Raw genomic sequence first — 24,993 nt, forward strand, 5'->3', positions numbered from 1 at the left:
ATCCCAATATATCAAGTTCTGTTATAGCAGAAATGCAATTGTTTTGAATATTCTATGTAATTATCCAAATTATAGAAGATATTTTATAAAAACATCTAGATAGTGATAAGTTATATAATATGTTAATTCTAGTGAGTTTAACTCTTTCTGAGAAAATAGGCAAATCGGGTAAAGATTGACCCGACTCATGGCAATCATTTAGCAAGTTCCAACGGACGACAGAGCCTTGATCCACCACAAGCGGAAGCCCAACCGTTCGTCTGAAGAGCACCAGTATTGAACTTACCACCGGATTGCCAACAGCTACCATAATTCAATGACAACAAGGTTCCTAATCATTTTGCGACCTTCGATTGACCTGACCTTATTCCTCGGAATCGTTCGATGAACCGGCATCCGAATTCGCTTCATTATCATCCACGAATAGAATGGAAGCCTCTCCGCCTACAAAGCGGTAAATGTGACTGAGCAATCGTTTCCGCCGCTTATAGTACATGCGGTGCGTAAAGCCCAGCTTTTCCATGACAAGCATGGAAGGCAGACGGCGCAAGTAACGCTCTTCCACAAATTGCCGATCTTCCTCTTGCAAGGAGTGAATCGCAGCTTCCAGCACATCAATCTTCAGTTCCATTAAAGGGATTTCTACATTTTGCAATTGTAACCGGCGGATTACCTCGTTTAATATTGCTTCGTTTTTCTGACCTTTGCCGTAGATCGGGACCAAATCGAATTTTTGCGTAAGTCCGGGGATACGTGATAACTGTTCCCGCATGGACTCCAACTGCGATTTCCAAACCGGTAAGGCGAATAACCAGTTTTCGACGCGAGTGAACGGGATCGGTCGGCTCACTGCCCCCACCCCCGTTGCCGGATACGGTGGCGGACTCTACCATACCAGTCGTGACGCATCAATTGGGCGTAAAAGTCCAGCGAGTAACTGCCTCCACTCTGCTTTTCGGGCTTGTTTGATTGACATTGCGCCAGCAATTTCGGTTTATCCGTTTCGGAAAGAGAGACTTCTCTGAAAGACTGCCCCGCATTAACGACTTCGTGCTTCCCCATAATTTTTGCTCCCTTCGAATTCATGAATGGGCGCGCGCTTGACCTTATTGTACGGGGAAGGTCACTTTTCGGTAAGGCGACTCTTTTTGTACAACCTTTTTACAAAAGGTTCTACATTTTTCTGGAACCCCCATGGGGTATAAATCCCTTCATTGATCTTCTACTACATGTATAGGAATTGCAATCAATCATCCATCTCCAACAACTGGACTTAACTTAGAGATAAGCGACTGAACTTAATAGGTCGTTCCCACCGACTGGAACATCAGAAGAGAAGGAAAACAGCGATTGTAAGTTAAGCGATATGTTCTCGATAACATTTTTAGGACAGCCCCTCCATATTATAAATAGATTTGTTCTTCTCTTTTGTCGTGACGTCTCCAAAAAATAGCCGGGATAACCAACAAAGAAAAGATGCCCCCGGAAAAAGAATGGGCAGCATAACTGGAGTGAACCACCACCATACCGGATAACACTCCTCTCGATGTCCCAGCGAGAGCGATGAAAACATCAACCAAGCCTTGCACCTTGGCTCGATTTGCGGGGTTGTTGCATCGACAATTGAGGCTGTGCCACTTATCAAACCGAAATTCCACCCCAACCCAAGAAGAGAGGGCAACAACCAACCTCAATCATTCAATTGATTTGCTGAACAACATAATCGGATTTTATATAAATTTTCGCTTCTTTCAAATAGCGTATATTTGACAATATATCCGCATGCTCCTATAATTTAATTGTAATTTTTACGATTAGAAAACTTGTCCTAGGTGAAGGAGTGAATTACATGTCAACCTTACAGGATCCCCGTATCCCCGTTACGGTATTAACCGGGTTCCTCGGCGCCGGAAAAACGACGCTGCTGAACCATGTGCTCACCGCGGAGCATGGCCAGAAAATCGCGGTCATCGTCAACGAGTTCGGCGAAGTCGGCATCGACAACCAACTGGTCGTCGGCGCGGACGAAGAAATTTTTGAAATGAACAACGGATGTATTTGCTGTACGGTGCGGGGCGACCTCATCCGCATTCTTGCCGATTTGAAGGATGCGAAGCTCGGACAGAGCGGCCGCCGCAAAGCCGATTTTGACCGCGTCCTGATCGAAACCACCGGCTTGGCCGACCCCGCCCCGGTGGCGCAAACCTTTTTCGTCGACGACGAAGTCGCCAATTTCTATAAACTGGACGCGATCGTCACCGTCGTGGACGCCAAGCATGCCGGCCAGCATCTGGACGAGGGCCATGAAGCGCAGGAGCAGGTAGCTTTTGCCGATGTGCTGCTGCTCAACAAAACGGATCTGGTTTCCGAGGAAGAGCTTGAGCAATTGGAAGGACGCCTGCATGCGATGAATCAGGCCGCCAAGATCTACCATACGCGGCAGTCGCAAATCGAAATCGACCGTATTCTGGGCATCAGCGCTTTCGATTTGGAGAAAAAATTGGAGCTTGAACCCGGATTCCTGGAAGAAGAGCACCATGACCACGATGACGAAGTGTCTTCCGTGTTTTTCCGCGAATCCCGCCCGCTCGATTTGAAGAAGGTGGAACGTTTCATTAGCGAATGGCTGGTTGAACACGGCGTGGACACGTTCCGTTATAAAGGGGTGCTGAATATCAAAGGCAGCAAAAAAAGAGTGGTCTTCCAAGGCATTCACATGCTGTTCGGCGCATACCCGGACCGGGATTGGAAGCCCGGCGAGGTGCCCGTCAGCGAATTCGTCGTGATCGGCCGGAATTTGGACGAGGCTTGGTTCCAAAAACAATTTGCCGCCTGCGTAGCCGACTAAACCAGCTCAAACCTAAAGAAGAAGCGACACATTAGCGTGCCGCTTCTTCTTTTGTGTGACCGACTTATGAGGACTTCATGGCTTCTTTCAACTGCCCGAGCAGAGCCTGCTCTGAAAAATGCTCTCCGATAAAAACGGCCACGTCCTGGACTTGACCTTGCGGCCGGATCGGAATGAGCTCCAGCTGCCTGTAGGCGTATTGGAACATCACCCGCTCCCCGGTTTCGCTGGACGTAAAGATGCCTTTCGCCCGGTAAACCCCGGCAGGCAATTCCTTCATCACCCGTTCCAACCGCCGGTCGTCTACCGGTTTCGGAAAATAGTGCGAACACACCATGACATGATCGTAAGAATGATGGTGCCCGGAATGGCCGTCGCCGTGTTCGTGTTCGCACCGCCGTTCGCCGGAAGCGTCAGGGGCGAACCGCTCCCGCTGCCCGGCCAGCAGGCGGTCCAGGGCGCCGGCTTCGTCCTTCCCCGCCAGCACCCGCCTCCAAACGGCCTCGTCCATTTCGCAATGGGCCGTCGTTACGATCGGCGCAAACGGGTTCAACTCGGTCAGGCGCTTCCGGATTTCCTTCAATTCTTCCGCGCCCGCCAGGTCGCTTTTGTTCAGGACAAGCATTGAGGCGCACCGGATTTGATCCGTCATCAACCGGTAGGTTTTGCCTTTCCCGTTGCGGGAGCGCTGCAGAAAATGCGCTGCGTCGACGACGGTGATCATCGCCCGGATCTCGATGGGGGTAAGCATCGCCGCCTCCGTGATCGCGTCCAGGATTTCGATCGGGTTGGCAACCCCCGTCGCTTCAACGAGAATCAAATCGGGAGAGGCTTCATCGATCAACCGCCGGGTCTCCATGGCCAAGTCGCCGCGAATCGTACAGCAGATGCAGCCGCTGAGCATTTCGCTCATCGGCACCTCCGCATTCACCAATTGGCCGTCCAAATTTACATCGCCCACTTCGTTCATAATGACGGCCGGCCGGATCCCCTTTTTTAGACAGTCATCCAGCATTCGGGTCAGGAAGGTCGTTTTTCCGCTTCCCAGGAACCCCGATAAGATTAGAATCGGAACCATTTTCATTTTGTCTGCCCCCTCTTTCGCCGCGAATCTCAGTCACGGATTGCTTTTCCTGGCCTGCTGCGGAAAGCCCGGTGGCCAAGAAGCGCTGCTCAAATCTGTAGACGATTCGTTCCTCCAAACGGCTTCCGGCAACATGCCGCCGTACCAATTCCCTCCCCAACGCGGGAGTCATATCTTTGTACCATATCCCTTCCGGATAAGCGATCACGACGCAGGCGTCGGCGCATCGTCCATTGCAGCGCGTACGCGTCGTGTGGATTTGCCGATCCGCCCCGAGCAAAGCGATTTCATCACGGATCGCTTGGGTGACCTCCTCCGCCTGCCGCTGCATGCAGCTGCCGCCGTTGCAAATGAGGAAATGGCAAAACGTCTCCTGCAAATTCCAAGTTGCCATGAAAAGCCTCCCTGTCGATAGATCTCCCCGGCAAAAAGCTAAAAATCGGCTTTCGCGGGGGCTCGTGTCAATTTACGGTTTGACTTTATCCGGATACATCCCGGCGGCGAGCGTTTTTAGCGCGATCGGCGCCCGGACGCCCTCGGCCGCCGCCGACAGCGGCAGCACGATAAAGCGCGCGTCGCGAATCGCCTTCACATCGGCCAGCGAGGCCATGTTCAGCAAGCGCTCTTTCTTCTGCTCTGCGGTTTCGTCCCCGTAGTCGACGATCACGATCACATCCGGGTCGCGGTGCACCACCTCTTCCCAGCTTACTTCCGCATATCCCTTATCGATATCGTCGAAAATGTTTTTCCCGCCTACCTGGTTGATCAGGTTGGTCAAGTACGTATTGGCCGCCGTATACGCCTTGTCCTCCCCGCTGTCATAGACGAAAACCTTAAGCGGCTGATCCACGGGGCCGATTTGCGTCTGAATCTCTTCCAGCTGGCCGCGAATCCCGTCCACCAGCGCTTCGGCCCGGTCCTCGACGCGGAAAATTTTCCCGATGTTCAGAATGTCCCGATACACGTCTTCCAGCGTCGGCTTCGATTTATTGGAGGATTCCTGCACATAGGTCATCACGCCTTGAGCGGCCAGATCCGCCCGGGAACCGAGCGTCTCCTCCGTGAACGCGCTTTGCCAGCCCGCATAAGCGAAATCGGGCGAAGCGTCCAGAAAAACCTCCTTGGAAGGATATTTATCCGATAATACCGGGATAGGGTCATACTTCTCCTTGAATTCGGGCAGAATGCGGTCATCCAGATAGGCCGTCCCCACCATCGACGACTCGAGGCCCAGCGCCAGCATCACCTCGGTCGCATGCTGATTGAGCGTTACGGCTCGCTTCGGCGCTTCCGGGAAACGGAGCTTCTCCCCCATATTCTCCAATTCGACGAGAGTCTCCCCGCCCATTGACGGGGTGGCGGAGGAGCTTGAGGGCGAGGCGGGGGAGCCCGACGGGCCTTTGCCGCCGCCGCAGGCGGACAGGACCGCGAGTAAAATAAGAATGACCAGCAGAAACGCCGGGGTGATAATCTTTTTCATGAGCTTTCTCCTTCGTAGGATCGTTGTATGTTTCTTTAAAGCTTGCGGGCAATCAGCGTCACCGTTGCCGGAGCATCCGGCGCTTCGCCCGGCATTGCGCCACCCTTCTCCCTCCTTCTTCATCGGTTTGCAATCGTCTCCGGCAAGTAGGTAGTCGACGGCTTTCCCGTATAGGGATGCCGCGAAATTTGTGTCTCCACGCCGAACACGCGGCGCAGCAGATCCTGCTGCAGCACTTCATCGGGGGTCCCCGAGGCCACGATCCTGCCGGCCTCCAGCACATAGATGCGATCACAGTAATAGGCGGCGATATTCAAATCGTGAAGCGCGGCGAGCGAAGTCAGTTGAAGCGTCTTGACCAAATCCATCATCTGCAGCTGGTAGCGGATATCCAGATGGTTGGTCGGTTCGTCCAGGATCAAAAATCCGGCTTCCTGGGCCAGCGCCCTTGCGATCAGCACCCGCTGCTTTTCGCCCCCCGACAAGGTGGAAAAGCTGCTGATAGCGGCATGCCCCAGACCTACCCGCGCCAATGCCTGTTCCGCGATCTCGCGATCCCGCGCGGAGTCCGCCTCCAGCATGCGCTTATGGGGAGCGCGTCCCATCATGACGATGTCCATGACCGTAAAATCGAAAGCGACGTTCGCTTCCTGGCTGACGACGGCCATCTGCCGCGCCGTTTCCTTATGCGTCATGCGAGACAAATTCTGTCCGTTCAGGTAGACACCGCCCATGTCGGGCTTCAGCACGCGGTACATATTTTTGAGCAGTGTCGATTTCCCGCTGCCGTTCGGACCGATCAGCCCGACGAACTCCCCTTCGCGGATTTCCAGGGAAATGGCTTCGATCAAGCTTTTGTCCCGAATGCCGAAAGACAGCTCCTCCACTTTGATGTTCATTCCTGTCCACCCCCGAATGTATACGAGCTGCGCCGCAGCAGCCAGATAAAAAACGGGCCGCCGCATAGCGCGGTGACGATGCCGATCGGCAATTCCTCCGGCGCCAGGACGAGTCTGGCCAGGACATCCGCCCATACGATAAAGACGGCTCCCAGCAGCAAGCTGATCGGGAGCACCCGGCGATGGTCCGACCCGACAAGCAGCCTGACGATATGCGGAATCATCAGCCCGACAAACCCGATGGAACCGCTGATGGCTACAAGCGTGCCGGTGAGCAGAGCCAGGATCAGGATCAAGCCGATGCGCAGACGCTGGATGTCCACGCCCAAGGTAACGGCCGCATCATCGCCCATCAACAGCGAGTTTAACGCCCGATACTGGAACAACAGCAGCGCAGCGCTGGCGAATACAACGAAAGCGGGGAGGCCCAAATACGCCCATTTCGCCCCCGTCAAGCTGCCCATCATCCAATACAGCGCCGTGCGAATGCCCTCCTCCCGCGGCGCCATCGTAACGATAAAGTTCGTGGCCGCCGACATCATCATGGAAATGGCGATTCCCGACAGCAACAACCTCGTCGTGGAAAGGGTTCCCTTTACCCGCGCCAGCAGATATACCATCCCCATCGCGGCCAGCGAACCGAGAAAAGCCGACAGAGACAAGGCATATTGTCCGAAAAATTGAAACGCTCCGAACAGGATGACGAGTGTCGCCCCGACCGAAGCTCCCGACGATACGCCAAGAATATACGGATCGGCCAGCGAATTGCGCATGAGCGCTTGCGCGGCGACGCCGGCAACGGATAATCCGGCACCGACGATCACGCCGAGCAGGACTCTGGGGAAGCGGATATCCCATACGATATGCCCTTGACCGGCACTCCAGGTTTCCTCCACCCATCCGGAGAAGCCCGGCACATGGGAAAATGCGATCTTCCAGACGGTCGCCGGATCGATCTCCACCGGCCCCAGCATCACCGCGACCGTAACCGATACCAGCAGCAAGGCGGCCAGCATGATCACGATCCCGGAGAACAGGAAGCGGCTCCCGGCAGTTTGGGGTTGCGTCCCATTGTTCATGGCTCCCGTTCCCCCAGCAGGATCATCCGCGGAGAACGCCGTTCGTCGTAAGCTTCCCCGTCATAACTTCCGCGCATGGCATCCAACCGGAGTCCCGCGCTTTTCAGCAGGCTTTCCATCGCCTCTGGCGAATAGAGCTTTACGCGTTCCCTATAGCTTCGGCGCTCACTCCCCGGTTCCTCAATCACGATATCCTTGACCACGAAGCCCTGTTGGATCGACCGGCTCTCCGAAATGACCGCCCCGTCCGCTTCCCGACTGGAAAAGGGAACGAGATGATCCCGGGTATACCCGGCGTTCAAAACATCGATGACAAAACGGCCGGCCGGTATGAGCGCCTTCCGGATTTGCTTCAGGACGTTCAGCTGTTCGCCGTCGGTCTCGAAATAGCCGAACGAAGTGAACAGGTTGACGACCGCATCGAAGCCTTCCGTAAAAGTGCCGTCTTCCGGCAAAGCGCGCATATCGGTTTCAACCCACCTGACGCATCCGGCGGCGTCGGCTTCCTTGGCCTTTCGCAGCAGCACGGGGGAAAGATCCGCGCCCGTGACGCGATAGCCGGCATCGGCCAGCGCCAGCGCGTGTCTGCCCGCTCCGCAGCAAAGGTCGAGAACCCGGCTTCCCGCTGGCAGCTGCAACCAGTCCATCACCCGTTGAACAAAGCGATCGGCTTCCCGTTGATTGCGATGCTTGTAAACAAGCAAGTAGTCTTCGCCAAAGCTGTTCTCATACCATGGCATCATCAATCCCCCTCCCCATTCGAACCTTCCTTTATCTTAATAGTAAAAATTACGATTAATCGACAACCCTGTACTCCCTTATTTTCTACCCCATCGCTCTATCCTCCTCGTAAACATAAGCAGTCCTCTACTATATTAATCGTAATTTTTACGATTATCAATAAAATTTTGACGATTCTTTTCTGCAGCCTGCCTTCCTTCCCGTGAAGAGGCAGGCTCGTCCGATCGCACGAACTATTTTGGAGGTTCTTCGCTTTGCTGGGTCTGGCATGCCTCGCAAATCCCGTAAACCTCAAAACGATGGCGCAGCACTTTGTAGTTCCCAGGCAGCTCCAGGCCATGATCCATCGGACAATAATCAAACGGAAGCGTCTTTTCGCAATTGACGCAAATCAAGTGATGATGATGGTGCCCCGTACAATTATCCTTGAATTTCAAGCCGCCATCCATAAAGTAGAAATGCTCCAATACCCCCATCTCGCTCAACATCCGCAGATTGCGGTAAACCGTGTCCAGGCTCATGCTTGGATAACGAATGGACATCTGATCATAGACATCTTTGGGTGACAGATAACCTTCATGATCGGCAAAAATTTGCGCCAACGTTTTTCGCTGTTCGGTCACTCTCCAACCGTTGCGCGCCATCGTATCCAGCATCTCTCTTACTTTGGACTGGCTTTCTTTCATCACATTGCACATTCCCTTCTTCGATATCCACAGCATAGCAACCGGCTTCATGGCGGACGTTTCGTCGGAAAGAATGCTGTCTTTATATTTTAGCAAGAACGGGGGGCGTTGTCATATTGTAACCCATCGGATCCGCAGGCGACGGTTAGGTTTACCCGATCCGTTTTTTGTAGTAAACTCTTAATTGTAATAATTACTAATAAATCTCGGCAAATAGCCGGCGCTTCGTTTGAATCGCTTTGCCGCTAAACTATAAGGAGTGTACCATGCAGCCAACCAACACCAAAAAGACGTTCCCCGCCAAACCGGAGCGCCATCGGCGCTTCGGCTCCACGGATCCGATACCCGGAAGCAAACCGACGCGCAAAGAACAAATGGCCGATTTGCAAAATCGCCGAGAAGATTATCTGTTTCCCATCGATCATGTCGGGATTTGCCAAGTTCAACAACCGATCCGGGTTCTTTCGGAACTCGAGCCCAAGTCGCAAACCAGCATTGCGACGATTGCGCTGACTACGAGCCTGCCTCGGGAGTCCAAAGGCATTAACATGAGCCGGCTGACGGAACAGTTGGAAGTGTATCGTCAGCAGGGCTGGACCTGCCAGCTTGCGGAATTGTGCGGCTTCGTCGCTGAGCTGGCCGATCGAATGGGCCAGGACAACGCTGAAATAACGCTGACCTTTCCTTGGTTCTATGAGCGTTCGGCGCCGGTTTCAGCGAGAACGGGACTGAATCATGCGGAAGCCTCGATCAAGGTCGCTTATGGGAAGGGACAACCCTTCACGGCTGCAGTAAGCCTGCGCGTCGCCGTAACGACGCTCTGCCCGTGCTCCAAGGAAATAAGCGAATACAGCGCCCACAACCAGCGTGGAATGGTGACGATGACCGCCGAGATCGATCCGGCCTCCCCCCCGGTGCGTGATTGGAAAGCAATGTTGCTGGAGGCGGCGGAATCCAATGCCAGCAGCGCGCTTCACCCGGTTCTGAAACGTCCGGACGAGAAAAGGGTTACGGAACAGGCTTATGAAAACCCCCGTTTCGTGGAAGATATGGTCCGGCTTGTCGCTGCGGATTTGTATGAGTTGGAGGTGGCGCAAGCTTTTACCGTGGAATGCCGAAATGAGGAATCGATTCATATGCATGACGCCTATGCCAAGATTACGTACGACAAAAGAAAGGAAGAGGAGGCGCGTTAACGGCGCCTTTTCTTCCCCTGTCCTCCAGGTCCCTCCGATTTCGCAAATAGAAATGCCGCGGATTCCGTTGATCCGGCGGCATTTCGTGATTTTGCTTTAAAATTTGGGCAGCGGATCGCTTAACGTACGCCAATTGCTTTCCATTTCTTCGGCCGTCAACAAAGCTTCATCCAATGAGCGGGTGATCTTCTCTTGGTCAAGACCGACGCCGATAAACACCAGCTTGGTCACCCGATCCCCCCACCACTCGTCCCAATCCGCCCAAATATCCGCTCAGGACCGTCACCGGAATTTTTTCGTTTTCCTTAGCCGGAACGCCCATATTTCACTTCAGCTCCTCACCTTTGCTTATTTTCGGTATCGAGATAAATTCGGCTGCCGACCGCGCTTTGCTGCCCCTGGTATTTCCCGCGATAGGCATTCACGGCTTCCCGGTCCATCCGCGCAAACACCAGCTGGCAGATGCGGCGTTTGGCCGACAATTTGATCGGCAGCCGATTGGCATTGAACAATTCCAAGGTAATCTGCCCCTCGAATCCCGGATCGACCCATCCGGCATTTTGAATAAACAAGCCCATGCGGCCGATCGAACTCCGGCCTTCGACAAACGCGGTTACATCATGGGGCAAGCGAATTTTTTCCAGCGTCGTCGCCAGCAAAAAGGACTGCGGCGGAATAACCACCTCCTCGCTCTCAAACGCCTCATAAGCGATCTCCTGGGTAAGCGTCATGAAGCTATTCAAGTATTCATCGGTTTTCAAGTAATGGGTACCGAGCCGCAGATCGACGGAAGCCGGCTGAATTTGCTCTTCCGTTAGCGGTTCAATGATCAAATTCCCTTGCCGCAGCCGCTCCCTGATCGATTGATCGGACAGAATCATGGGACGGTCTCCTTTCTACCATCGTTTAAAGACATACTTTAGGCTTATATTCCGAATAAGCGTCTTCGATATGCACGCGGCCAAGCGAGGTATCTCCAATGATCGCCTTCCGCTTGGCTTTGAGCAGGATTTGTTCCATATCGGCAAAACTGCACCCCTTCAACAAATCCGACGCTGCCTTATGAAGCGCCTCCTCATGCTCGAAATCTTCCAGGTGCAGGCGAATAAATTGTTCTCTGTCCGTCTCTTCCGGCATGCCGTAAATCATTTTCGTATCAAACCGGCGCCAAATCGCTTGATCCAATTCCGCTTCAAGATTGGTAGCGGCGATGAAAACGCTGCTTCCTTCGAATTCATCCAGGCATTGCAGCAAGGTATTCACCACTCTGGCCATTTCCTTGACCTCATCGTTGTTATCGCGCGTTCTGCCGACCGCGTCGAACTCATCCAGGAACAAGACGCACGGCGTGGTTTTGGCGTAATCAAATATTTTGCGAATATTGCTCCCCGTCTCGCCCAAATGGCTATGAATCACCGCGTCCAGCCTCACTAAAATTAACGGGAGCTCCAGACAAGCGGCGAGATAAAAGGCGGTTAGCGTTTTTCCGGTGCCCGGCGGCCCGAACATGACGATTTTATTGGGCATCGGAACATCGTACTGCTCGAACTTCTCCTTCATCCCGAGAATCGCAATAAACTCTTCAATGATTTGCCGATTGACAGGCGCAAGTACGATGCGCTTTGTTTTCTTTTTACACTCTTTTGGCGTAAAATAGGTTGCCATATCCGTCCCCTTGGAGCGGGGAAGGCGAAAATTTCCGTTATTGTTTTTGCTCATGCAGGCCATACTCCTTTTTCGATACGCAGCTTTTTTGTCCGGCCCTATGAAACCCAAAAGATCCCCTCGCGATCCAGTTCGACCTGTTCCAACTGCCGTTCGAAATCCGGATGGGGCGCAATGGATTTAACCGGTCCCCACTCCCGGTTCGCATTTTGGGCATACACGCTCCATTGATTTTGCTCCAAACGGAACTGTACGATGGCGGAGCCGATCCATGTTCGTCCGTGGGAATAGGGCCGTTCCTCAAGCAAAGTCAGCCCCTCACCGCTCCATTCGTATTTTAATCGGACAGAGGAGCGGACGTTGGGAGGAACCTTCACTTCGAAATAGCCGTCCAAAATCGCTTCAAGTCTTCGGGCCGTAAATGAATCCACCGCGATCACCTCCTCGCTGGTTCAGTTTGCGGGCAAGCGGATCGACTACGAACGCGCGGAATGTCAAGGTCCTTCCTATATGGTTATCATCGGTTACGAATTGGATGAGCGCGCGCTATTGGAGGAATGGCGGAGCCAGCTGACCAGGTGAAAATCTAACGCTTACGAGAAAGCTTATTTCCCGGTTTCTCTTCAGAAATGGATCGGTTTTGTTCTTATAAAGCGTGTGATCAGCGTTAGAAATGAAAATCATGCTCTTTTGCCCATATAAGCTTCCTGACAAGCGTTAGCGTAAATACGAACGGAACCCGTCGGTTCTTTGGCGCCACCTCGTTCGTCAAGTGTTGATTTTTTTCAATTGCGCTCCCCCTCAAAGCATAATAGCGCCATAAAATGGCGCTATTATCGAGCGAGGGCAGGAACAAAGACCGGGTAACGTTCCGCCGAATCGGACGCAACTCTGAATCGGATACAGCCCCAAATCGGTAGCTTCCCCAACCGGATTACCAACTGGCCTTTTTCACGCCGGGAATTTTCCCTTGGTGGGCCAGTTCGCGAAAGACGATCCGGGACACCTTATATTTGCTGATATACCCTCTTGGTCGCCCCGTCACCGAACAACGGTTATGCAACCGGGTCGACGATGAATCGCGAGGCAGCTTTTGCAAAGCCGTAAAATCCCCTTGTTCTTTCAGCTCTCTGCGCTTTTCGGCATACTTTTGCACCAGAGCTTGTCTTTTCTGTTCTTTAACCACTTTTGATTTCTTGGCCATGGCTGTTCTTCCCTCCTTTAGCTTGCGGCACACGAGCCGCATAGGCCGTAAATTTCAAATTTGTGCGAAACGACTTGGAACGTTTCCGGCAGATTGATATCGTTGTCCAGCGGGCAAAAATCGATCGGAAACGTCCGCTGGCATTGGAGGCAGATCAGATGATGATGATGCCGTTCCGGGCCGCATCGCAACTTAAAGCGGACCCCCTCCGGAAAATCGAATTGTTCAATCAGGTTGATCTCCGTGAGCAAACGAAGATTTCGATACACCGTATCGTAACTAGCCCCCGGAAGACGCTCCGCGATATAAGCGTGAACCTGGCGCGGCAACACGAATCCGGTGGAGACGGAGAACAGCTCCGCGATCCATCTCCGCTGCGAGGTTATGCGCAAACCTTTGGACTCCATGGTTTGAATCAAGCGATTTGGTTTGTTCTCCATCCTTACATCTCCCCCGGTAATCAGATCTCCGCCACTGATTCGCCAAGCCTTATTCGTTTAACGCCGTCTTCAACGCATCCAGATTTTGCCGCATGACCGCAATATAGTCGAGGCCGCCGGCCAACTCTTCTTCCGTCAAACCTTCAATCGGATTCAGCACCGCCGATTTTGCCCCAATTTCGGAAGCGATCGTATCGGCGACCTTGGAAGAGACCAGGGTTTCAAAGAAGATCGTCTTCACGTTGTGCTCTTTGGCAAACTCGACAATTTCGGCCATTTGGGCAGCCGACGGTTCATGATCCGGGGATAACCCGGCAATCGGAACCTGAGTCAATCCATATTGTTTGGCGAGGTACCCAAATGCGGCATGCTGTGTAATGAAGTCCTTGCGCTTGCTGTCCTTCAACGCTTCGGTAAATTCCTTATCGAGCGCCTCCAACTCGGCAACATAAGCGTCGGCGTTGGCTTTAAACGTATCTTTGTATTCCGGCGCGGCTTCGGAAAGCCCCTTCTCGATATTGCGAACCTCTTGAATCGCCAATGCCGGCGACAGCCATACGTGGGGATCCAGGCCGCCGTGATCATGGTCATGACCGTGTTCTTCATGCTCCTCGCCTTCATGGGCGTGTTCGCCTTCCTCATGGGCATGCTCACCTTCTTCATGCGCATGCTCGCCTTCTTCATGAGCCTCTTCGCCATGCTCATGCTCATGTCCATGATCATGCTCTCCGGAGCCTTCCATCACCTCAATCCCGTGGCTGGCTTCAATCGCTTTAAGCCCGGTGCCCTTGGCGCTGTCCAACACCTGCTCAGCCCAGCCTTCCATGCCCGCTCCGTTGTATACGAGCACATCGGCCTCGGAAATGGCGGCCATATCCTGCGGCGTCGGCTCCCAATCATGCGGTTCCATCCCGGCTGGAACCAGATTCTCCACGTTAGCCAAGTCCCCCGCTACATGACGGGTAAATTCATACATGGGATAAAAACTCGTCTTGATTTCCAGGATTTCCGCCGCAGGCTTATCCGCACCCGCCTCGGGCGCGGCGGACGAGCCGTTATTCCCCCCGGCATTCCCCGCCGTTCCTGCATTTGAGCCGCAACCGGCTGCAACCAGCATCACCGATAAGGACAAAACCGTTAAACTACGATTCCAAAATTTCATGCTTCATGTACCCCTTTTTTTCATATTGTTTTTTGGTGCTGCGCCGCCCATGAAGCCGCAGCAGCTTTTGTACCAGCAACGTCGTCAGCAGGAAAGCCAGCAAAATCAGGGCGATCGTCCCGCCCGGCGGCGTATCGATATAATAGGATAGCGTCAGGCCGGAAAAAACGCCGGCCAGGCCGGTGCCGACGGAAATCAGAAGCGCCGCCGCAAAACCGGAGGCAACGCGCAACGCCAGCGAGGCCGGCAGGACGATCAGCGCCGAAACCAGAAGCACCCCTACAACCGGCATGGCGGCGGCGACGGTCATCCCGGTCAACACGGCAAAGGAGAAAGACAGCAGCTTGACCCTGACGCCGGATGCCGCGGCCGTTTCCTCATCGAAAGTCAGATTGTAAAGAGGACGCCGCAGGATGATAAAATAAAGCAGCCCGACCAGCGCTACGGCGGCAATCAGCAGCAGTTGGGTATCGCTCACCGCCACAATGGAACCGAACAGATAGGAGCTGAAGCTTTTGCTCCAATTTTGCTTTAAGCTCATCAGTACAACCGCAAGCGCCAGCCCCGAAGTCATGATGATCGCGACCGGCAGCTCGCTGTATGTACGGTAGGAGCGGCGCAGCTGTTCGATGACAACGCCTCCGGCAACGGCCACGGCAAAACCGCTGAGGGAAGGATTCAAATACATCACCGAGCCCAAAGCTACCCCGGCGAGGGAGACATGGGACAGTGTATCCGCCATCAACGCCTGACGGCGAAGCATAAGATAAACGCCGAGCAGCGGAGCGATGATGCCGATCAAGCCTCCTGCCCAAAAGGCGCGCTGCATAAATTCGTAACCGAATATCGCCATCCCTCATCCTCCTTCCGCTCCAATTGAATCAATGTATCAAGATATGGCGCCGCTTCCTCAAGTCCATGCGTGACCATAATCACCGTTCGGCCTTGCTCGGTTACGCTCTCTCTCAGCAGTTTGTAAAGCTCCGCCCGGCTTGCCGCATCCATCCCCGTCATCGGCTCATCCAACACGAGCACTTGCGGCTCCTGGGCCAGTGCGCGGGCGATGCAAACGCGTTGCTTTTGCCCCCCCGACAACTCTCCGACTTTGCGATGGCGAAACTCCCACATGCCCACCTGTTTCAAGCTTCGCTCCACCGCCTGCCGATGTTCTTCCTTGAACCGGCCGAACAGTCCGACGCGGGAAAAACAGCCCGAACGGACCAGCTCGATCACTTTGCTGGGAAAACCGGCATTAAACGAAGCTACTTGCTGGGGCACATAGCCCACCGTCATCTTTGAACCGTCTTCCTGAACCCCGCCCAACCGGACCGAACCGCTCCAGGGTTTAAGCAGCCCCAGCATCAGCTTCAGCAAAGTCGTTTTGGCCGCGCCGTTCGACCCCGCGATGCCGATGAATTGTCCGGCATGGATGTCCAGCGTCAAGTTATCAATGACCGGCTCATTTCCGTATCCAAACACAACCTCATGCATGGATGATAAAATCACATCAATCTCTTCCTTTTAATCGTAATCATTACGTATTATAGAAAACATAATATCGTAATGATTACGATTTGTAAACCTTCTTCGCCAAAACGCTTCACACCTCAACCGGCCAAGGCAGCGGGTTGTTGAATTGGTTCCAATCCTGCTTCATTTCTTCTTCATTCAACAAGCAGCGGGACAGTCTTGCTTCAATATCTTTCTGATTCATATCCATGCCGATAAACACCAGCTCGGTCAATCGATCGCCCCAGGTCTCATCCCAGCGTTCCCGAACTTCGGGTTCGCTGTCCAGCACTTCACGCTGCTGATCTTCCGGCAAAGCCGCCAGCCAGTAACCGGCCGGACCAAACTGAATGGAAGGACCCGCCTGACTTAACGATGCCGCCATATCGCCACGAGCCGCAATCCATACCAAGCCTTTGGCGCGCACGACCTCCTCGGGCCAGTTGCTTAAGAAATAGCTGAGGCGCTGCGGATGGAACGGAATTTTGCTGCGGTACACAAACGACCCGATTCCGTATTCTTCGGTTTCCGGAGTGTGCTCCTCTTTCATAAGCTCCGCAATCCAGCCTGAGGACATGCTCGTCTTTTCAAAATCAAACAATCCCGTATTCAAAATTTCCCTGGGATCGACGACCCCATTTACGGTGCGAATGATTTTGGCCGTCGGTTGAAGTTTTCTGAGCACCGCCTCCAGCTTAACGAGCTCACGCTCCTCCACCAGATCGCATTTGTTGAGCAGCAACACATCGCAGGTCTCGATCTGGTCGATCAATAGATCCACGATATCCCGGTCATCGTTTGCGCCGGCTGCCTGATTGCGGTCAAGCAAGCTTTCGCCCGAGGCAAAATCGTGCCAGAAGCGGTTGGCGTCAACGACGGTAACCATCGTATCCAACCTGGCCAGGGCGGTTAAATCGATGTCCAAATCCGGGTCGGCGTAAGTGAAGGTTTGCGCCACCGGGATCGGCTCGCTGATGCCCGACGATTCGATCAGAATGTAATCAAAGCGCCCCTCGCCGGCCAGCTTCTGCACCTCGCGCAGCAAATCGTCCCGCAGCGTGCAGCAAATGCATCCGTTGGACATCTCCACCAGCTTTTCTTCCGTTCTCGATAAGGCGTTCCCCGATTTGACCAGGTTGGCGTCCACATTCACTTCGCTCATGTCATTCACAATGACGGCGACCTTCAATCCGTCCTTGTTATGCAAAACATGATTCAACAACGTCGTCTTCCCGGATCCCAAATAACCGCTCAGGACCGTTACCGGAATTTTCTTTATGGTTTGTTCGGCCGACATCGAACCCCTCCTAACGCGTTTCGCGGTGCAGCGTGTATCTTCTTAGCCGCGGGCAGTATTTGCGCAGTTCCATGCGTTCGGGATGCGTCTTTTTGTTTTTGGTGGTCGTGTAATTGCGGTCACCCGTTTCGGTACACGCCAAAGTAATCACTACTCTCATTTCAAAACATCTCCTTTATTCGTAATCATTACGATTTAAACATTGTACCCTCCCTTCCCCTTCCTGTCAATCGCTCCGACAAACAACATCGATCAGCCGGCTGCGGAATTGTCACATAGCGGGAGAGTTTCCGTTCAAAGATTCACTTTGAATTGGATCTCCTTCAATAATTTCTTTTACATATTCCCGTAAAGCCGTTTCGTTTGAAACGGTCAATACAGCGGCTTTGCCGACATAAGTCTCCTTCAGCAGCTCCATCGGAGGGATCTGCTCACTCCTCTCGACAGTGCTCTCATACCCTGCCGTAAACAGCTTCAACATATCGTTTACCGATAAGTTGGTATCGATATAGGGACTAACCTCCTGGAGGATCGAAGGCAGCTTCATGAGCGAAGTCGTGGATTTCATTTTCTCGGCCACCGCTTTAAGGAAGTCCCGCTGCCTTTGGGTACGCGTAAAATCGGACATGGCATCATGACGAAAACGAACGTATTGCAGCGCGGTTTTCCCATCCAAATGCTGCTCGCCCTTGTCCAGATGGATATCGTATTCATGCCGATCGGCCTTGCTTTCATAATGCATGTCCTTTTCCACATAGAAATCGACTCCGCCGATCGCATCCACCAGCTTAATAAAGCCCTCGAAATCGGTATATACGTAATATTGAATCGGAATCCCCAGTAAATCGCTAACGGCGTTCATCGCCGTTTTGGGTCCATGGGTGACCGCAGTATTAATACGGTTTTTACCGTGTCCGGGAATGTCCGTGTAGGTATCGCGCAGTACGGAAAGCACATGGATACGTTTATGAATAGGATGCAGCGAAACCACGACCATACTGTCGGATCTGGCGATTTCGCCTTTCTTGGTTCCGCGCGCATCCACTCCCATCAACAAAATATTTACAGGCTCGGTTCCCTCCCATTTAGGCGGATCGACGGCCAAGGCTTCCTCCGCGCTCACCCCTTTAAATGGAGAATTTTCCGTCGATTTATTCAGGCTTTCCAAGCCTTTATACATGGATGAAACATAATGTACTCCAAAACCTATTACAGCTATTAGAATAAAGCCCGCCAAACAGAGTATCGTTCTTCTTCTGTAGGTCATCCCTACCATCCTTTCATCCTTTTGATACATGCTGCAGAGGGGAAACTGCGGCTCACAATTTCTGCAGGGCTTCGACCAGAAGCGAAGCGAAATACCTGCTTCCATCCGGCTTCAGATGAACCCCGTCCTGATAGAAGTAATCTGCTTTATCTTTACTGGCCGCGTACCAATCGACGACATCGGCATTGCTGAATTCATCGGCTACGCTCTGGATATTTGCGTTTACCGCGTCCTGCCAATCTTTCGGAACCCGAGTCGTTACCAGCAAAACCTGTTCTTTATCAGACAGTGATTCCAACAAGGAACGCAGTTGCTGTTTCTTGAATGGGCCGTTGGTACCGAGCTCAAGTATAATTTGATCGCCCAGCTTCCCTTGCGCTTGCAACTTATCGATCACATCCCGGGCTTGGGACATCTGCCTGCCCTCCTTACCATCAACGACAATCTTCGGCAACACTTCCTTGAGGTAGGGCTCGACTCCGATGATCACCGAGTCTCCGATTACAGTGACTCCCTCCCCGGTCAGCGGCTCCCGATGATTGAGCTGCTGCTCTCCCGGAAGCGCCGGCTCGCTCTTCGGAGCCAAATTCCGCGTCTCCGGAAGCTTCTGTACAGCGGATGGCAGCCCTGTTGCCTCCTGTCCCAAAGCGTCAACCGTCGTTTGGACAGGGGCGGCCCTTTCAGGCTTGTCCGCCGTATAGACCTGGGAGCGGAGTCCCACGCAAGCACATATAACGATAATTATTAATACGATTCCCCATGCGGCCCCAACTTTGCTTCTTTTCATCCTGGTTTCTTCCTTTCCCGAAGTACTCTTGCCCCGGCGAATCGGCTCTTCGACATACTTGTATGAAAGGGCTGAAAGTAAAAAGCTGATCGCCAATTGCAGAAAAACACGACCTAAGCCCCCGGCCTCGTCATTTGCTGCGGAATTCGTCAAAATCATGACCGGATAATGCCAGATATAAAGACTATACGAGCGCTTCCCAATCCATTTTAGAGGTTCGCAACCCATGATTTTTCCCAACCGGCTGGCCGGATGCACCAGTACAGCGATGACTGTCGCGGTGAGCAGAGCTATAAAAAGAAACCCGCCGCGATACAGCCAATCATCAAGCTTATTGGTACCGAAAATCAGAATCATCAAGATGGCAAGGCCAAGGCTGCCGGAAACATCGAGCAAAGACCGGGCCGAAGTCGAGATCGCCCCGTTTAACTTCCAACTGGGCCAGATGACCGCCAAGGCTGCTCCAATAAGAAGGGCAAATGCCCGGGTATCCGTTCCGTAATAAACCCTGCTCGGATCCGTGCCCGGCTCATAAATGACGGCCATAGCCAGTGCGGAAACGGCAGCACAGGTGAGAAGCCACAGCATAAGTTGGCCTCGCCGCGGCGCAAGCTTTATACCGATCACCAGTACGATCGGCCAAACCAAGTAGAACTGCTCTTCAATCGAAAGCGACCACAGATGACCGATGGGGGATGGTGGGCCAAAGCTTTCAAAATACGAAACCTCATGAAAAATGAGGTACCAGTTATTTACGTAAAATAAAGAGGACAGGAACTCCCCCTTCAATGCTTGAAAAAAGGGAGGATCGCTGCCGATAAGCCATACGGCCACGAAACTTAACATGCAGATCATCGCCGGCAGCAGCCTTCGTATTCGGCGAAGCCAGAAATCCATAAGGGATAACCTTTGGTACGTTTTCCACTCCAGGAGAATCTGGTCCGTGATCAGGTAGCCGGATAACACGAAGAAAATCCCTACGCCCAGAAGCCCGCCCTGAGCCCACTTCAAATCAAGGTGATAGGCGATGACAGCCAGCACGGATAACGCTCTGAGGCCGTCCAGCCCAGGCATATAGCGTCTGATCGGTTGATTCTGATTCCCATTCATTGTGATTCAGTCCTTGTCTGTGTACGGCATAGGTCCAAGAAGTCCAAGCTCCGACGTGCTTCACGGCATACCGATCTTTTCATAGCTAGTGTAATACGCGGATATATAAGAAGTGAGACAGACTTGTATGGAAGTTGTAAAACGTTGAAAACGGCAGCTTCCGGCAATAGAAAATAGAAAAGGAACGGATTCGATCCGTTCCCCTGCTAAAAGAAACTATTCGTTCAAATACGTCGTCACGCGATTCTGGATCAACTGGCTGACTTTCTCGGCGGTTTTCTGTCCGTTCATATAATAATCAAATTCTTGCATAACGATATTCGTAATTTCCAAATCCGCCGAGCTGCTGGAAACGGCGGATTCCAATGCCGATTTCAGCGTTTCCTCAGCTTGATCGAATGCCTTGGCATCAGGCAGCGGAAATGCAATCGGCGTGGAATCCGCGGCCTCCCCTGTGGATTGCTCGATTTGCTCGCGGGCTTGCTGAATTTTCTTCTTTGCCGCCGCTTTGTTCAACGGGAATCCGCTCAGTTCGGTAGAATTCTGCATCTCCTCGGAGAGCATAAAACTTAAGAACTTCCAAGCCTCCGGCTTCACTTCCGATTTGTTGTTAATCGCATACGCCTCCCCGGCCTCATAACCGATCTCGCCCGTTTGACCGGTAAACGAAGGGGCTCGGTAAATCGACATTTCCGGATTCAAAATACTGACAAGTGCGCCGGTAGGATTCGACATATCCGCAAAGCTGAACAATCCTTTGCTGTGCTCTGCGCCAAACTCTAAAGGCATGGCTTTTTGATCGTATAAAGACTTGACCTGTTGCATCGCATTGCGAAACGCTTCGGAATCGAAGCTCGCACTGTCGCGCTGATAGTACCTCTGCAAATCGCCCATCATCAAATAAGATGGATCGATGTCCAGGAAGGCGTAAGCATCCTGACCGGCCTTTTCTTTCAGCTGTTTGGATAAATCGCTGACCTGGTCCCATGTCCATGTCTTGTCATCGACGGCAATCCCCGCTTGCTCCATAAGCGACTTGTTTCCTTGTACCAGCCCAGTCAGCGAGAAAGCGATAGGAACAACATACAAACCTTCGTTAGATGCTCCGGAATCCACAAGATAGTACTCGCTCTTCTGAAAGGAACCGTCCCTATCCATCAGTTCCTTGACATTGGCAAACGCCTGCTTTTTAATGAATTTATCCTTCGGCAAAAAGTCCGTAGCGATCAGATCGGAAGCCTTGCCGGATAAGATCTGGGTCGTAATCGACTGCGTGTACTTTTCCACTTCCAGCAGCGATATATTTTGCGTAACCTGTCCGTTGGCATCTTGTTTGGCCTTCATCGCCGTAAAATATTCTTTGATCTCCACATGAATATCGGGATGAATAGCTTCGAACTTTTGTACGGCCTCCTTCAGATACGGACTAGCTACCGGGGTTGCGATAACAACGTTTTTTTGTGTCCCGGGCTGCTGACCCGCTTCTTTTCCTCCGTTCGAGCAAGCTGCGAGCAGCAAGCTCATTACAGACAATATAACGATCCATTTTTTAAACATAGGTGCGTTACCTTCCTTTCTATTAATTCAGTCTTATCTGATTACCGTCTTGCAGCGGCACACTGGATTCCGTGATCACATCCATCTGCTCGTGAAGTCCCTCAACAACGAGCTCTTCGTCGGTTTCATTCAGCACCTGAATATATTTTTTCTGCGCATAATAAGCGTTTCCCAGCGAGCTTTTATTTTCCTGAACCACAAAAACATAGCGCCCTTTGCCGTCTTTCTTGGTATACTCCTTTCGAAGAACCATACCTTCCTGCAAGGAGGGTTTCTCAATCCGGATACTTGCCTGCTCCCCTCCCTTCAAATCCTCACCCGTAAGGGCGACGACCACGATGCTTTGCGCGGCCGAGATCCCTGGGGCACCGGTCCCGTCTCCGTTGGCTCCATCAAACGGACGATCCTTAAATTCCGCCACCCTGCCATTCATCCGCTTCGGTTGGCCGCCTAGGATGACGCTGACGGGAACCTCCTCCTCCAGCGTGAGCAGTGCGGCGGAATCGGCACGGACGGTAAATGATACTTCAAACCCTTTACCGGGGCTTACCAAGGAGAGTGCCCTCTGGCCCTGCGTTACGCGAAGCCCCTCCCGTGCCTGAACATCGCTTATAATCCCGTCATAGGGCGCTGTCAGCACCTTCTTTTGCTCCAGCTCGTTGCGAAGGGCATTTATTTTGCGTGTGGATGTCTCCTCATCCAACCTGTAGGTTTGCAAATCACGCTTCGCTTTGAGAATGGCGTCCTCATCGCCATGCTGCATCGCGACTTTGAATTGTTCCTCTACATCTTCCTTTTCCAGCATGCGTTTTCGCCGTGCCGCCTCCTCGTCAAGCAACGTTTGTTCCAGCTCGGTTCCATCGAAGGCCACAAGAGCCTGGCCTTTGGCCACCGAATCGCCCTGCTTGACGTACACCTTCGTTACTTTCCAGCCGCTCTCGCTGATCAGGTCGTCCTGCTGCCTGGGCGAAACGACACCATTTCCTTCAACAAGATGATTCATCGTCCCCGTGCTCGGCTTTTCCGTAATGACTTTCGGCAAAGTCATGGTTCGAAGCGTATTGGAAAACAGTGTAAACACGGCAAGTATCACCAAAAACAGCACAAGTAGAGATGGCGCCAAACGTTTTTTGATCACATTCATATTTGTCCCCTATCCTTTAATGCCCGAGAGCTCGATCCCCTCGATAAAGTATTGTTCCATACTAAAAAAGAGCAGCAGCATAGGCGCCATATAGAGAACGGACGCAGCGAACATAACCCCCAATGTTTCATCCTGGACACGGGATAAGATGACCGATAACGGCTGCAGCGCTTCATCCTGAAGAAAAACAATCGGCTGTTCGACCATGTTCCAGTAATCCGTAAATAGCAGAACAATCAGGGCGGCGATTCCCGGCTTCACCATCGGTACGGCGATCCATCCGAATATACGCAACACTCCCGCCCCGTCCATTTTGGCGGCTTCTATGTAAGCAGTCGGGATTTGCAACATGAATTGCCGGAGCAGAAATACGCCAAAAGCTCCGAAAATACCGGGCCAGATGATCGAGGCCGTCGTATTCAGCAGCCCCAGCCGATCCGCCATGATATAGTTCGGCACGAGCGTGACCTGAAACGGCATAAGCATGGCGATCAGGTAAAGCAAAAACAGCGGCTCTCTATAGGGAAAACGCAGCTTGGCAAACGCAAATGCAGCGAGCAGCGCAACCACGGTCTGCCCAATGATGATCGGGGTCACCATCAAGACGGAGTTCCAGAACATATGCAGATATTGCGTCGTCTTGATCAGCAGCTTGCCATACTGCGCAAAGGAAACCCAATCGGGAACCCATTTCATGTTAACCAGTTCCTTGGCACCGCTCTTGCCAAGCATATCGAAATTGGCGTGGACTTCCCTTTCGGTCATCAATGAGCTCACTACCGTGAGCACGACCGGCATCAGCACGACAACGGCTCCCGCGATCAAGACCAGGGTGCGTATCCACGCGAATGCAAATTGTCTCTTCTTCATTTCCTGCCCCCTGCCATCTATTCCATGAACGAATGAAACGACCGCTCAACGCGATAAAGGATAAACACCACCAATAGAATACAAAGCGCAAGGAGTGTCGCAGCGGCGGATAACTTTTCGATTTCGAGCGATAAGAACATGTTGTTTATGTAATGTTGCAGCATATAGATGCTGTCATGCGGATAATCGCCGGCGACCAGGTAGGTCTCCCGGAACACTTTGAACGAATTCAAGATGGACATCAATGAGACCAAAAACATGCCGGGCAGCAAATAAATCAGGGTAATGCCAAATTTACGGAAAATCCCGGCCCCCTCAAGATTGGCAATTTCATAATACTGGTCCGGAATATTCTGCAATGCCGCCAGGAACAGCACGACATTGTAGCCGATGTTCTTCCAAATATAAATCAGTATGATAGAGGCCATGGCCCAATCCGACTTCATCCAATCGATCCGCGAAATGCCGGCTCTTTCAAGCAGGACGTTTAGCGCACCGTTCCAATCGAAGAAAATTTGCCAAACCAGGACGACGGAAGCGACCGGAACAACAAGCGGCATCACATAGGCCGTACGCAGCCACTTTCGGAAAAATACCCTTGAGTTCAGAAATAGGGCAAGCGCAAGGGAAAGGATGATGAGCAAAGGGACGCCGATGGCGGTAAACCGGAGCGTATTCGCCGCCGCTTTGGCGAAGGATGCGCTCTGTATCAGGGTCTCGTAATTGGCCAAAGTCAGCTTACCGTGGTCCAGCCCGCTGCGGAATGAATACAGAAGGCTCTGACCGAATGGAATCACATAAAAGGTGAAAAAGCCGACCGCGCTCGGCGCGAGAAAGCACAGGGCCATCCACATCTCCTTCTGCGCTGGACGTGACATTTTCATCAACCCCCTTTCTTGTCCCTTAAGTACAATAAAACATCCATATATAAGAAGTAAGGTGGAGTTGTAATGAAGTTGTAAAATCGC

At 52.5% G+C, this 24,993-nt stretch carries 25 protein-coding genes and 3 pseudogenes; 2 read left to right on the forward strand and 26 right to left on the reverse strand.

What is annotated here, in order from left to right:
* Positions 1-364: 364 nt before the first annotated feature.
* Together EHV15_RS32755 and EHV15_RS37730 are read right to left on the reverse strand one after the other, a co-directional pair.
* On the reverse strand, positions 365-850 hold the full coding sequence (locus EHV15_RS32755; RefSeq protein ID WP_246061863.1) for a hypothetical protein: 486 nt from the start codon (positions 848-850) through the stop codon (positions 365-367).
* A 553-nt stretch (positions 851-1,403) separates the two neighbouring features.
* Positions 1,404-1,675, reverse strand: a pseudogene (locus tag EHV15_RS37730) (MFS transporter); the annotation flags it as partial.
* Between the two features lie 174 nt (positions 1,676-1,849).
* On the opposite strand from EHV15_RS37730, the gene EHV15_RS32765 reads away from it, so the two are divergent.
* Positions 1,850-2,848, forward strand: a complete 999-nt coding sequence (locus tag EHV15_RS32765; protein WP_128634948.1) for a CobW family GTP-binding protein — start codon at positions 1,850-1,852, stop codon at positions 2,846-2,848.
* Between the two features lie 64 nt (positions 2,849-2,912).
* On the opposite strand, the gene EHV15_RS32770 is transcribed toward EHV15_RS32765, so the two are convergent.
* From EHV15_RS32770 to EHV15_RS32800, 7 genes and pseudogenes are all read right to left on the reverse strand, one after another.
* Positions 2,913-3,932, reverse strand: coding sequence for a CobW family GTP-binding protein (locus EHV15_RS32770; protein ID WP_128634949.1), 1,020 nt, complete (start codon positions 3,930-3,932; stop codon positions 2,913-2,915).
* A 43-nt stretch (positions 3,933-3,975) separates the two neighbouring features.
* Positions 3,976-4,326: pseudogene (locus tag EHV15_RS32775) on the reverse strand ((2Fe-2S) ferredoxin domain-containing protein); the annotation flags it as partial.
* A 72-nt stretch (positions 4,327-4,398) separates the two neighbouring features.
* Positions 4,399-5,412, reverse strand: a complete 1,014-nt coding sequence (locus EHV15_RS32780; RefSeq protein WP_128634950.1) for an ABC transporter substrate-binding protein — start codon at positions 5,410-5,412, stop codon at positions 4,399-4,401.
* 119 nt (positions 5,413-5,531) lie between these two features.
* The gene (locus EHV15_RS32785; RefSeq protein WP_128634951.1) at positions 5,532-6,311 is read right to left on the reverse strand and encodes an ABC transporter ATP-binding protein; all 780 of its coding nucleotides are present in this window, start codon (positions 6,309-6,311) and stop codon (positions 5,532-5,534) included.
* Positions 6,308-7,390 (reverse strand): FecCD family ABC transporter permease, encoded by a 1,083-nt coding sequence (locus tag EHV15_RS32790; RefSeq protein WP_128634952.1) that lies wholly within the window; start codon positions 7,388-7,390, stop codon positions 6,308-6,310. Before EHV15_RS32790 ends, EHV15_RS32785 begins: the two co-directional genes overlap by 4 nt.
* Complete coding sequence (locus EHV15_RS32795) at positions 7,387-8,133, reverse strand: class I SAM-dependent methyltransferase (protein WP_128634953.1); 747 nt, start codon at positions 8,131-8,133, stop codon at positions 7,387-7,389. Before EHV15_RS32795 ends, EHV15_RS32790 begins: the two co-directional genes overlap by 4 nt.
* Positions 8,134-8,364: 231 nt before the next feature.
* Positions 8,365-8,829: a Fur family transcriptional regulator gene (locus EHV15_RS32800; RefSeq protein ID WP_128635665.1), complete on the reverse strand. Its 465-nt coding sequence runs from the start codon at positions 8,827-8,829 to the stop codon at positions 8,365-8,367.
* A 254-nt stretch (positions 8,830-9,083) separates the two neighbouring features.
* On the opposite strand from EHV15_RS32800, the gene folE2 reads away from it, so the two are divergent.
* Positions 9,084-10,013 carry a GTP cyclohydrolase FolE2 gene (gene folE2 / locus EHV15_RS32805; protein WP_128634954.1) on the forward strand — a complete coding sequence of 310 codons (930 nt, stop codon included), beginning with the start codon at positions 9,084-9,086 and terminating at the stop codon, positions 10,011-10,013.
* A gap of 96 nt (positions 10,014-10,109) precedes the next feature.
* On the opposite strand, the pseudogene EHV15_RS32810 reads toward folE2, so the two are convergent.
* The 17 genes and pseudogenes from EHV15_RS32810 to EHV15_RS32890 form a co-directional block, all read right to left on the reverse strand.
* Positions 10,110-10,271 (reverse strand): annotated as a pseudogene (locus EHV15_RS32810) (GTP-binding protein); the annotation flags it as partial.
* 80 nt (positions 10,272-10,351) lie between these two features.
* Positions 10,352-10,894, reverse strand: coding sequence for a dCTP deaminase (dcd, locus tag EHV15_RS32815; RefSeq protein ID WP_128634956.1), 543 nt, complete (start codon positions 10,892-10,894; stop codon positions 10,352-10,354).
* A 25-nt stretch (positions 10,895-10,919) separates the two neighbouring features.
* Positions 10,920-11,732, reverse strand: a complete 813-nt coding sequence (locus EHV15_RS32820; protein WP_425464457.1) for an AAA family ATPase — start codon at positions 11,730-11,732, stop codon at positions 10,920-10,922.
* Between the two features lie 44 nt (positions 11,733-11,776).
* A complete protein-coding gene (locus EHV15_RS32825; protein WP_128634958.1) occupies positions 11,777-12,109 on the reverse strand; it encodes a DUF3024 domain-containing protein in 333 nt (110 codons plus the stop codon).
* 503 nt (positions 12,110-12,612) lie between these two features.
* Positions 12,613-12,882 carry a 30S ribosomal protein S14 gene (rpsN, locus tag EHV15_RS32830; RefSeq protein ID WP_128634959.1) on the reverse strand — a complete coding sequence of 90 codons (270 nt, stop codon included), beginning with the start codon at positions 12,880-12,882 and terminating at the stop codon, positions 12,613-12,615.
* 17 nt (positions 12,883-12,899) lie between these two features.
* A complete protein-coding gene (locus EHV15_RS32835) occupies positions 12,900-13,322 on the reverse strand; it encodes a Fur family transcriptional regulator (RefSeq protein WP_128634960.1) in 423 nt (140 codons plus the stop codon).
* Between the two features lie 49 nt (positions 13,323-13,371).
* Entirely contained in the window at positions 13,372-14,484 is a 1,113-nt protein-coding gene (locus tag EHV15_RS32840; protein WP_128634961.1) for a metal ABC transporter substrate-binding protein, read from the reverse strand.
* The gene (locus EHV15_RS32845) at positions 14,465-15,337 is read right to left on the reverse strand and encodes a metal ABC transporter permease (RefSeq protein WP_128634962.1); all 873 of its coding nucleotides are present in this window, start codon (positions 15,335-15,337) and stop codon (positions 14,465-14,467) included. Before EHV15_RS32845 ends, EHV15_RS32840 begins: the two co-directional genes overlap by 20 nt.
* Entirely contained in the window at positions 15,283-15,990 is a 708-nt protein-coding gene (locus EHV15_RS32850; RefSeq protein WP_128634963.1) for a metal ABC transporter ATP-binding protein, read from the reverse strand. Before EHV15_RS32850 ends, EHV15_RS32845 begins: the two co-directional genes overlap by 55 nt.
* Before the next feature lie 94 nt (positions 15,991-16,084).
* Positions 16,085-17,290, reverse strand: coding sequence for a GTP-binding protein (locus EHV15_RS32855; RefSeq protein WP_128634964.1), 1,206 nt, complete (start codon positions 17,288-17,290; stop codon positions 16,085-16,087).
* Positions 17,291-17,300: 10 nt separating this feature from the next.
* Positions 17,301-17,450 (reverse strand): 50S ribosomal protein L33, encoded by a 150-nt coding sequence (gene rpmG, locus EHV15_RS32860; RefSeq protein WP_128634965.1) that lies wholly within the window; start codon positions 17,448-17,450, stop codon positions 17,301-17,303.
* A 111-nt stretch (positions 17,451-17,561) separates the two neighbouring features.
* The gene (locus EHV15_RS32865) at positions 17,562-18,557 is read right to left on the reverse strand and encodes an LCP family protein (RefSeq protein WP_128634966.1); all 996 of its coding nucleotides are present in this window, start codon (positions 18,555-18,557) and stop codon (positions 17,562-17,564) included.
* A 52-nt stretch (positions 18,558-18,609) separates the two neighbouring features.
* Entirely contained in the window at positions 18,610-20,454 is a 1,845-nt protein-coding gene (locus EHV15_RS32870) for an acyltransferase family protein (RefSeq protein WP_128634967.1), read from the reverse strand.
* A 216-nt stretch (positions 20,455-20,670) separates the two neighbouring features.
* Positions 20,671-22,011 (reverse strand): ABC transporter substrate-binding protein, encoded by a 1,341-nt coding sequence (locus EHV15_RS32875; RefSeq protein ID WP_128634968.1) that lies wholly within the window; start codon positions 22,009-22,011, stop codon positions 20,671-20,673.
* A 22-nt stretch (positions 22,012-22,033) separates the two neighbouring features.
* On the reverse strand, positions 22,034-23,155 hold the full coding sequence (locus EHV15_RS32880; RefSeq protein ID WP_128634969.1) for an efflux RND transporter periplasmic adaptor subunit: 1,122 nt from the start codon (positions 23,153-23,155) through the stop codon (positions 22,034-22,036).
* A 9-nt stretch (positions 23,156-23,164) separates the two neighbouring features.
* Positions 23,165-24,025: a carbohydrate ABC transporter permease gene (locus tag EHV15_RS32885; RefSeq protein WP_128634970.1), complete on the reverse strand. Its 861-nt coding sequence runs from the start codon at positions 24,023-24,025 to the stop codon at positions 23,165-23,167.
* Between the two features lie 17 nt (positions 24,026-24,042).
* Positions 24,043-24,909 carry a carbohydrate ABC transporter permease gene (locus tag EHV15_RS32890; RefSeq protein WP_128634971.1) on the reverse strand — a complete coding sequence of 289 codons (867 nt, stop codon included), beginning with the start codon at positions 24,907-24,909 and terminating at the stop codon, positions 24,043-24,045.
* Positions 24,910-24,993 lie beyond the last annotated feature (84 nt).

The sequence above is a fragment of the Paenibacillus oralis genome (assembly GCF_003863965.1).
In the GTDB taxonomy this organism is placed as follows: Bacteria; Bacillota; Bacilli; order Paenibacillales; family Paenibacillaceae; genus Fontibacillus; species Fontibacillus oralis.

Coding starts and splice junctions, on each gene's coding strand:
- EHV15_RS32790 (WP_128634952.1), bottom strand. CDS start 7,390: ATGAACAATGGGACGCAACCCCAAACTGCCGGGAGCCGCTTCCTGTTC.
- EHV15_RS32785 (WP_128634951.1), bottom strand. CDS start 6,311: ATGAACATCAAAGTGGAGGAGCTGTCTTTCGGCATTCGGGACAAAAGC.
- EHV15_RS32780 (WP_128634950.1), bottom strand. CDS start 5,412: ATGAAAAAGATTATCACCCCGGCGTTTCTGCTGGTCATTCTTATTTTA.
- EHV15_RS32855 (WP_128634964.1), bottom strand. CDS start 17,290: ATGTCGGCCGAACAAACCATAAAGAAAATTCCGGTAACGGTCCTGAGC.
- EHV15_RS32795 (WP_128634953.1), bottom strand. CDS start 8,133: ATGATGCCATGGTATGAGAACAGCTTTGGCGAAGACTACTTGCTTGTT.
- EHV15_RS32800 (WP_128635665.1), bottom strand. CDS start 8,829: ATGTGCAATGTGATGAAAGAAAGCCAGTCCAAAGTAAGAGAGATGCTG.
- EHV15_RS32765 (WP_128634948.1), top strand. CDS start 1,850: ATGTCAACCTTACAGGATCCCCGTATCCCCGTTACGGTATTAACCGGG.
- EHV15_RS32880 (WP_128634969.1), bottom strand. CDS start 23,155: ATGAATGTGATCAAAAAACGTTTGGCGCCATCTCTACTTGTGCTGTTT.
- EHV15_RS32835 (WP_128634960.1), bottom strand. CDS start 13,322: ATGGAGAACAAACCAAATCGCTTGATTCAAACCATGGAGTCCAAAGGT.
- EHV15_RS32875 (WP_128634968.1), bottom strand. CDS start 22,011: ATGTTTAAAAAATGGATCGTTATATTGTCTGTAATGAGCTTGCTGCTC.
- rpmG (WP_128634965.1), bottom strand. CDS start 17,450: ATGAGAGTAGTGATTACTTTGGCGTGTACCGAAACGGGTGACCGCAAT.
- EHV15_RS32770 (WP_128634949.1), bottom strand. CDS start 3,932: ATGAAAATGGTTCCGATTCTAATCTTATCGGGGTTCCTGGGAAGCGGA.
- folE2 (WP_128634954.1), top strand. CDS start 9,084: ATGCAGCCAACCAACACCAAAAAGACGTTCCCCGCCAAACCGGAGCGC.
- EHV15_RS32820 (WP_425464457.1), bottom strand. CDS start 11,732: ATGAGCAAAAACAATAACGGAAATTTTCGCCTTCCCCGCTCCAAGGGG.
- EHV15_RS32845 (WP_128634962.1), bottom strand. CDS start 15,337: ATGGCGATATTCGGTTACGAATTTATGCAGCGCGCCTTTTGGGCAGGA.
- EHV15_RS32890 (WP_128634971.1), bottom strand. CDS start 24,909: ATGAAAATGTCACGTCCAGCGCAGAAGGAGATGTGGATGGCCCTGTGC.
- EHV15_RS32885 (WP_128634970.1), bottom strand. CDS start 24,025: ATGAAGAAGAGACAATTTGCATTCGCGTGGATACGCACCCTGGTCTTG.
- EHV15_RS32870 (WP_128634967.1), bottom strand. CDS start 20,454: ATGAATGGGAATCAGAATCAACCGATCAGACGCTATATGCCTGGGCTG.
- EHV15_RS32840 (WP_128634961.1), bottom strand. CDS start 14,484: ATGAAATTTTGGAATCGTAGTTTAACGGTTTTGTCCTTATCGGTGATG.
- rpsN (WP_128634959.1), bottom strand. CDS start 12,882: ATGGCCAAGAAATCAAAAGTGGTTAAAGAACAGAAAAGACAAGCTCTG.
- dcd (WP_128634956.1), bottom strand. CDS start 10,894: ATGATTCTGTCCGATCAATCGATCAGGGAGCGGCTGCGGCAAGGGAAT.
- EHV15_RS32865 (WP_128634966.1), bottom strand. CDS start 18,557: ATGACCTACAGAAGAAGAACGATACTCTGTTTGGCGGGCTTTATTCTA.